We start from the raw sequence: 7,593 nt of genomic DNA, 5'->3' as shown, positions 1-7,593 counted from the left end.
GAGGCGCGGAGGATTACGAAGGTCTTCCGATATCCGACTCTACAGTGCCGGCGGAAGTGAAAAACGCAACTGCTGAAGCTGGTTATAGGGAGGCTCTTAACCCTGGAAGCCTCAGCCCTGACTTCGTATCGGCATCATTGGTCAAGCGCGAGAAGGTCGGCCCGCTGGAAACTGAATTCGCCGTGTCGGTGGGTGCAGACGCCGCCGGCTCTGTCCGTCCGGTGATCAGCATCATCGACGAGATGATTGCCCCTGTGCTGGTGGCTCGCTACACGCTGCCTGCGGTGTTTACGGTATGACCCCGGCGCAGATCATCCAGGCCATCGAAGGAATGGAGCCTGCGATGCAGCGGGCCTATCTGGAGCAGGTCAAAGCGGTGGTCGGCGCGGCAACGGTTGCAGAAGTCGAGCGCCTGATCGCTGAAGAGGATGAAGAGGGCCTGGTGGCGCTGCTCAGCCTGGGCGCGCTGTCGGTGTTCCTTGAGCTGGCCAGGTCGGTTTTCATTGCCGGAGCCAGGCTCGAGGTCAAGGCAATCATTATTCCGCGTGATCTTGGGCGTTTCGAATTCGATGTCCGCCAACCCGCTGCCGAAAAGTGGGTGGCCGCCAAAGCGGAAGAGATCCGCGCGAACTCGGCCATTGATGTGCGAGCAGCTATTCGCGAAGTGATCGGAAGTCGCCGTCGTGTTGTCGGTTGGGCCAGCGCACAGCCTGTTTCGGCGCAGGTCGAAGTCAGCGCTACGCCAATGGTTCGCACGCCTCGCCAGGCGGCACTTGACCTGTTGGGGCGCGTGAGCGCTCAGACCGGGGCTCGTTCCGGTGGTGTTATCGGTCTGCCCGGTAATTATGCCCAGTACGTCCTCAACGCCCGTGGGCAGCTGCTGGGCGGAAATCCCGACGAAATGCGCAAGTACTTGCAGCGCAAGCGCCGGGACCGCCGTTTCGACGGGATCGTGAACCGCGCCATCAAGGCAGGTACACCCGTTGCTCAGGCTGACGTGGACAAGATCGCTGGTCGCTACGCTGATCGCCTGATGAAGACATATGCCGAGATGCTGTCCAAGGCTGAGGCGCTGGAGTCGTTCGGTGCCGGTCGTGACCAGGTTTACGAGCAGCTCATTGCGCAGGGCCTGGATCGCGATTCGGTCACGAAGACCTGGCGCGACCGAGGCGATAAGAAGGTCCGCCACACGCACTCCGTGATGGGCGGTCAAGAGGTGCAGAAGGATCAGCCATTCCAGAGCCCAACCGGGGCGCTGCTTCGTTACCCAGGTGACACAAGCCTCGGAGCGGGGTGGAGTGAGCGTGCCAACTGCCGATGCTCGGCCATCTACAAAATAAGGCGCAAGTGATGCCAGATATCTATGACCGTGCGAAGGCCCTGGCCACTCGGATGCTTGCGCCGCGCAGCAAGGGCGGGAAGGGGCTAGAGCTGGTCCTGCGCCGAGAGAACATTGGGGAATACGACCCGGATGCGCCGCCAGCGCCCAGCGAGATGGTCGTGAACGGCTCCGGCTTCCGCGAGGAATACGACAACAAGTACATCGACGGCACGCTGATCGTGCGCGGCGACGTCAAGTTGCTGGTGTCTCCGGTGCAGCTCAGCGGGGCGGATATGCCGACCCCATTGAGCAATGACCGCATCCAATTCGATGGCACCACCTACACCGTCATCGCCGTCGGCCCATGGAACTACGCCGGCCTGGCGGTTGGGTTTGAGCTGCAGGTGCGCAAGTAATGGCAAATCACATGACCAGCCGCTACGGCGGACAGCAAGGGAGTTTTGCCGAGAGCCTGGCGGCATTCGCCGAGCAGACCAAGGAAGCCATCGACGATGTGTTCCGCGATGTGGTGATCGAGATCGGCACTTCGGTTATCCGGCTGTCACCGGTGGACACTGGGCGATTCAAAGGCAACTGGCAGTTCACTGTGGGTGCGCCTTCGAACCAGAGCATCGACACCTTCGACAAGGCAGGGCACGAAACCATTGCGACTCTGGTGGCCGAGGTCAGCAAGCTTGAGGCCGGACAGGTCGCATACATCGTCAACAACCTGGTGTACGGCGTGCCGCTCGAATACGGGCATTCCGACCAGGCGCCGGCCGGCATGGTGCAAATCACGCTCGCACGCTTCCAGCAGATCGTCGAAGAAGCCATCAGGAATAACCAGGTATGAGCCATAACATCATCGCCGCGGCTTTCGAGTCGCGCCTGCTGGCCTGGGCCAAGGCTCGAGCCAAGCCACTGAAGGTGGTGGTCGAGAACGAGACATACACGCCGGCCTCTGGCGAGACGTACCTGCGGGCCTTTACGCTTCCTGCGGTAAGCGCCAGCAACACACTGGGCGGCGACCACCACCTGTACGTCGGCGTATTCCAGGTCAACATTGTTGCCCCCTCCGGCAAGTACCGGACCGAGGCCAGCGGCATCGTCGACGAACTGGCCGCACTGTTCCCGGTAAACCTGCGCATCCCGCGCGCCGGACTGGTCGCCATCGTGCTGACGCCGGTCGGGCCAGGCCCGGGCATCGCTGACGGCAGCACCTACACCGTGCCGGCCTCGTTCCAGTATCGAGCAGACACGCCGTGATAGCTGTGTTTGCATACAGTGGAAGTGGTAAAATGATCGGGCCTGGAGCTGCCAACAAAGCAGTCCGTACCCAACCACGCCAGACTTAAAGGAGTGCTGGAATGGATCAAAATACCCTAACTGCTGACCGGGTACGCGAGCTGCTCAACTACTGCCCTGAGACTGGGATATTTACCCGAAAGATCAGGACTGCCCAGCGCCATAAAGCTGGCAGCCGCGCCGACTTCCTCGTTACCTCTGGCTCATCTCCCGGATATCACCGGGTATCGGTTGACTCCAAGCGATATCAAGCTCACCGAGTTGCGTGGCTTTACGTGCACGGCGTCTGGCCCGCCGAGCAAATTGACCACATCAACGGTGTAAGGTCCGATAACCGGATTGCGAACCTGCGGGTGGCCGATTACACACTGAACATGGAAAACCAGCGGTCAGCCTACCGGAACAACCGAAGCGGATTGCTTGGCGCCATATGGGATCAGCAGTCCTCGAAATGGCGAGGACAGATCGTAGTAGAGAAAAAGAAAATTCATCTAGGGTCGTTTAGTACGGCCCAAGACGCTCACGCGGCCTACTTGGAAGCGAAAAGAACCCTGCATAAGGGATGCACGATTTAACGAACAGCCCGCCATTGAGCGGGTTTTTTTATGCCCGAAGAATCTATATGCGCCGCCAAGAAGCGGCATAGGAGTTGAAATTGTCTTTCAGATTACCCAACGGCGCGACCCTGCAAATCGCTTCGACCTACGGCCCGGCGATCCCGGTAACCGCGCTGAGCAACGCCAACCCGGCGGTGGCCACTTCTGCGGCCCACGGCCTGAGTGATGGCGACATCATCGCAGTGACCTCCGGCTGGACTCGCCTGAACGACCGCGCCGCGCGCGTGGTCAACAGCCTGACCGGCACCTTTGCCCTGGGCAATATCAACACCACCAACCTCCAGCCTTACCCGGCCGGCTCCGGCGTGGGTTCTGTGCGCGAGGTGACTGCGTTTGTGGAGATTTCTCAGATCACGGACGTAAATACCAGTGGCGGCGATCAGCAGTTCCTGACCTTTGGTTTTCTTGCTGACGATGATGATCGGCAGATTCCGACCACCAAAAATCCTATCAGCATGTCCTTCACGGTGGCGGATGACCCTGATTTGCCGTACGTGCCCGTGGTAGAGGCTGCTGACGATGACAAGCAGACTCGAGTCTTGCGCCTTAACCTGCCTGGCGGCAGCAGCATCCTCTACAACGCTTACGTGTCTATCACGTCTACGCCTGCTTTGGGTCGCAACAACCTCATGACCCGCGTCATCACCCTGTCGCTGGCCGGCCGCCCAACCCGTTACTCGGCAGTGGTGGTGTAACCAATGGCCAAGATCAAGATCGCGCCAAACCCAACGTTCAAAGCCAAGGTTCAGATCCCCCGTGTGGGCGGTGAAGCGGTGGCCGTGGACTTCGAGTTCAAGTACCTGGACCGCATCGCGCTTTCGGCGCTGTTCGACCGCTGGAACACTGCGCGTGACGCGCACGCCACCAAGGTGCAGGACGAAGGCATGTCCTGGCAGGACGCCACTTCCTCGGAGATCGCGCTGCAGGTCGAACAGCTCAAGGACATTGTCAGCGGCTGGGGCTTCGACGAGAAGCTGTCGGACGAAGCCATGACTGCGCTGGTCACCACCTGCGTAGGTGCGCCTCAGGCAGTGCTGGCCGCCTATCAGGCCGCCTACCAGCCGGCCCGCCTGGGAAACTGACCGGCGTCGCCCGCATCCTGTACGAGCAGGGCCCGTCAGAGTCTGACCTGGCGGCGTTCGGCATGACCAAGGCCGACATCCCCGATGAAGAGTACGAGGTCTGGCCAGATAACTGGCCAGCCTTTCTGCTGTTCGAGGCGATGTCCACGCAGTGGCGTGTGGGTATGGGTGGCGCCGTGGGCCTGGACTACAACGCGATCAAGCCGGTGGCCAGCATGATCGGACTCAAGCGTGCCGAGCTGGCACAGGCTTTCCCCGACCTTCGCATGATGGAAGCTGAGGCGCTGCTGGTGATGAGCGAGAGCAGGACGTAGACAACCAACATGAAGCGGCATGGCCGCAGGAGAGCAGCATGAGCGAAAACGAAGTGGTTACTAAAGAACTGGAACATCTGAAGCGGGAAATTCAGGAACTTAAGACCCGACTCAATCAAGAGTCGGGCCAAACATCCGCCGCTAACCAATCATTGCTTCAACGAGTAACGGCGCTGGAATTACGCTTGGCTCACTAAGTGTTTGGCGGCTGTACGAGCCAAATCCGAAAGTTCTTGAAGGGAAAATTTCTCGACATTTTTACCTTCGAGAAGGATCGGCACGCTTACGTTGCAGTTATGGTCATCCACCATTATTACTTGAGCGGATGGCGGGGTAGAGCTCCAATTGATCGAGATATTGCTTATCTTTAAAGCCACATTGACCTCCAGGTCATAAACGCGCCGATATTGGCGCTGTCCCGGTCCTTGGGCTTGCAGGCGAAGGACTGGGGAATCCTTGCGTGTGGCAGGAGGCTACTACTGGCCGATGGTCGGGCGTTACTGAGGATTCGTACAGGCGGCTTGGGGCGCCCCGTGGATGGTGGTAGATTGCCGCTATCTACAGGGAGGCAAGAGAATGCTCTTATTGGCTTGGCTTGTGATGGCCATACTTACCGCAATAGCTGCAAATGCGAAGAACAGATCGGCTATAACTGGCTTTTTGGTGGGCGCATGCTTTCCACTCGCCGGCCTTATCGGCTTCTTGATTGTCAAACCGCTGCCACAACGGGCGGGCTCTATTCGGAAGGGTCTACTTGTTACGAGCGCGGGTGAGCGCGAGTGCCCTCACTGTGCCGAACTGATCAAGATGCAGGCCAGCAAGTGCAAGCATTGCTCAGCGGATGTCACTCCTATTACCGAGGAGCAGGCTAGAGCCGCAAGCGCCGAGTTGTATGACCCGATGAGAAGGAGCCGGACATTAATCGTTTGCGCCGTTGGGGTAGTGATAGTTACGGCTTCCTATTTATACCAATCATAATTAAGAAACCCGCTACGGCGGGTTTTTTTACGCCTGGAGAAAAGTATGACGTCGATTGCCGAGCTTGGGATCAAGGTCGATTCGACCGATGCAACGCAGGCGAGCTCTGACTTAGACAAGCTTGCTGCCGCAGGGTCCAGGGCGGAAAAGGCAGCCGAAGGTGTATCGAAGGGTGCGGACAAAGCCTCCGCGTCTTTGAAAAAACAGAAAGACGAGCTCGCCGATCTTCTTGGAGAAATTAACCCGACAGTAAAAGCTCTTGGCAGACTTGATGAGCTGGAAGCGAAGCTCGCGCGGCACAAAGGCGTCGGCCTGGACGCTTCGACTTTCAGCGAATACCAAGGAAAGATTCAGCAGTCCAGAGAAGCTCTGGGCCGGTTTGATGACTCAATAAATCGTACTGGCAATACTGCAAAACAAAATGCCGCAGCTCTCAGGATGCTACCTGCACAGTTTTCGGACATTTTCGTTTCGCTGCAGGGCGGTCAAGCGCCGCTGACTGTTTTTCTCCAGCAAGGCTCGCAAATCAAAGATTCATTTGGCGGGATTGGAGCAGCAACCAAGGCCCTTGGTGGATACATCGGCGGGCTCATAAGCCCTGTCACTATAGCTGGCGCCGCTCTTGCTGGGCTGGGCCTGGCCTTCTACAGCGCTCAGAAAGAAGCCTCCGATTTCAATAAAGCGCTTTTCTCTGGAGCGGCGAGCACAGGCTTCACATCAGATGGACTCTCTTCCATCGCGACCGCTGCATCTGTACTGACAGGAAGCTTTTCGCAAGCAAAAGAAGCAGTAATGGCTCTCGCGGGCAGCGGACGGCTCAGCGAGAAGCAGTTTGTGAGCCTCGCAAATGCCGCAGCAGCAATAGGTGAAGTTACCGGCAAGAGCGCTGGTGAGGTGGCAGCTTCTCTCGGTGGCATGGGCGATAATGCGACGAAAGCTGCGCAGAAAATCAGCTCTCAATACGGCCTTCTAACCGCCGCACAGTATGAGGCTATCGCGGCACTCGACGAGCAGGGCAAGAGGCAAGAAGCGCTCGACCTGCTAGGAGAAACACTTAATACGAATGCCCAGCAGCGATTGGAGCGTTACAAGCAGTCGCTCTCTGGCGTAGAGGCCGGATGGGATGCGATCGGCAGCGCAATCAGCAGGGCGTACCGTAATGTCCGGTCCGAGCTGTTCCCTGATGCCAAAAAAGAAATAGAGATCCTTGAGCGGATCATAAAGACCCGTGAAGACGGCGGCATTGCAGGGGCGATTTCCACTGGATTGAGCAAGCTGAACTCCGGCCTCGGCTTGGCAGACGGCGAGAATGACGACTCCACCGCCGCGCTTAAAAAGCGTCTTGATGGCCTAAAGGCTATCGCAGCAGCAAGCGAGAAAGCCGCGAAGGAGCAGGGGGACGCCGATAGGGCAGAGCAAGCAAGGATTGACGCTATCGGGAAGTGGGATGCTCGCCAAAAGAGCAACTTAACCGGCAGGGCGAAGCTTGAAAGCGACATTAAAGACGCCAGGCAGCTTGGCATTGAGGCTGGTCGATCCGAGGTCGAGATCCAGAAAGAAATTTCGGGAATTCGTGAGAAGTTCAACAAGAGCCAGCCGAAATCTGGCGTCGACCTCACCTCGTTCAACGACTCGAAAAACCAGCTCAATGCTGTGCTCAGCTACTACAAGAGCGCGGACAAGGAATTGGAAGCGGCGCAGAAGGCCGGGATCATCTCCCAGGAGAGCTACACGGCTCAGCGAGTGGCATTGCTCCAGCAGCAAGCGACCGAGGTCAAATCCTCTTATGAGGCTGAGATCTCGGCGCTTGAGGCTGCGAAGGGCAAGGCCGGCACGTCGGCCGCCCAGCGCATCCAGCTGGACCAGAAGATCGCCGACGCCAGGGCCAATATGGTCAAGGCTCAGCAGGAGTCGGATAGCGAGCTGGCGGTGATCGCGACCAATGAGCAGGGAAGGCTCAAGAAGCAGGAGCTGGC

The 7,593-nt window shown here is 58.4% G+C and carries 11 protein-coding genes; all 11 read left to right on the top strand.

Annotated features, from left to right (window positions below):
- Positions 1–299 (top strand): DnaT-like ssDNA-binding protein (locus tag HBO05_RS28905; RefSeq protein ID WP_346343170.1); only part of this gene is annotated, 299 nt, incomplete at its 5' end.
- The gene (locus tag HBO05_RS28900) at positions 296–1,351 is read left to right on the top strand and encodes a hypothetical protein (protein WP_172315018.1); all 1,056 of its coding nucleotides are present in this window, start codon (positions 296–298) and stop codon (positions 1,349–1,351) included. The genes HBO05_RS28905 and HBO05_RS28900, both read left to right, overlap by 4 nt.
- A complete protein-coding gene (locus HBO05_RS28895) occupies positions 1,351–1,737 on the top strand; it encodes a hypothetical protein (RefSeq protein WP_169956925.1) in 387 nt (128 codons plus the stop codon). The genes HBO05_RS28900 and HBO05_RS28895 overlap by 1 nt, the downstream gene beginning before the upstream one ends.
- An 11-nt stretch (positions 1,738–1,748) precedes the next feature.
- The gene (locus tag HBO05_RS28890; protein WP_169956939.1) at positions 1,749–2,174 is read left to right on the top strand and encodes an HK97 gp10 family phage protein; all 426 of its coding nucleotides are present in this window, start codon (positions 1,749–1,751) and stop codon (positions 2,172–2,174) included.
- Positions 2,171–2,587, top strand: coding sequence for a phage tail terminator-like protein (locus HBO05_RS28885; RefSeq protein WP_172315016.1), 417 nt, complete (start codon positions 2,171–2,173; stop codon positions 2,585–2,587). The genes HBO05_RS28890 and HBO05_RS28885 overlap by 4 nt, the downstream gene beginning before the upstream one ends.
- 101 nt (positions 2,588–2,688) lie before the next feature.
- The gene (locus tag HBO05_RS28880; protein WP_172315014.1) at positions 2,689–3,201 is read left to right on the top strand and encodes an HNH endonuclease; all 513 of its coding nucleotides are present in this window, start codon (positions 2,689–2,691) and stop codon (positions 3,199–3,201) included.
- Positions 3,202–3,281: 80 nt separating this feature from the next.
- On the top strand, positions 3,282–3,938 hold the full coding sequence (locus HBO05_RS28875; RefSeq protein WP_172315012.1) for a phage tail protein: 657 nt from the start codon (positions 3,282–3,284) through the stop codon (positions 3,936–3,938).
- 3 nt (positions 3,939–3,941) lie between these two features.
- Positions 3,942–4,325: a phage tail assembly chaperone gene (locus tag HBO05_RS28870; protein WP_172315010.1), complete on the top strand. Its 384-nt coding sequence runs from the start codon at positions 3,942–3,944 to the stop codon at positions 4,323–4,325.
- A 62-nt stretch (positions 4,326–4,387) separates the two neighbouring features.
- Complete coding sequence (locus HBO05_RS28865) at positions 4,388–4,639, top strand: DUF1799 domain-containing protein (RefSeq protein ID WP_170045040.1); 252 nt, start codon at positions 4,388–4,390, stop codon at positions 4,637–4,639.
- 38 nt (positions 4,640–4,677) lie between these two features.
- The gene (locus tag HBO05_RS28860; protein WP_170045041.1) at positions 4,678–4,836 is read left to right on the top strand and encodes a hypothetical protein; all 159 of its coding nucleotides are present in this window, start codon (positions 4,678–4,680) and stop codon (positions 4,834–4,836) included.
- A gap of 826 nt (positions 4,837–5,662) precedes the next feature.
- A partial coding sequence (locus HBO05_RS28855; protein WP_172315008.1) for a phage tail length tape measure family protein occupies positions 5,663–7,593 on the top strand: 1,931 nt, incomplete at its 3' end.

Origin of the sequence: Pseudomonas sp. WS 5079 (genome assembly GCF_012985465.1) — a bacterium.
Taxonomy (GTDB): domain Bacteria; phylum Pseudomonadota; class Gammaproteobacteria; order Pseudomonadales; family Pseudomonadaceae; genus Aquipseudomonas.
The sequence above is the reverse complement of the archived record's forward strand: the minus strand, read 5'-3'. Positions and strand labels throughout refer to the sequence as shown.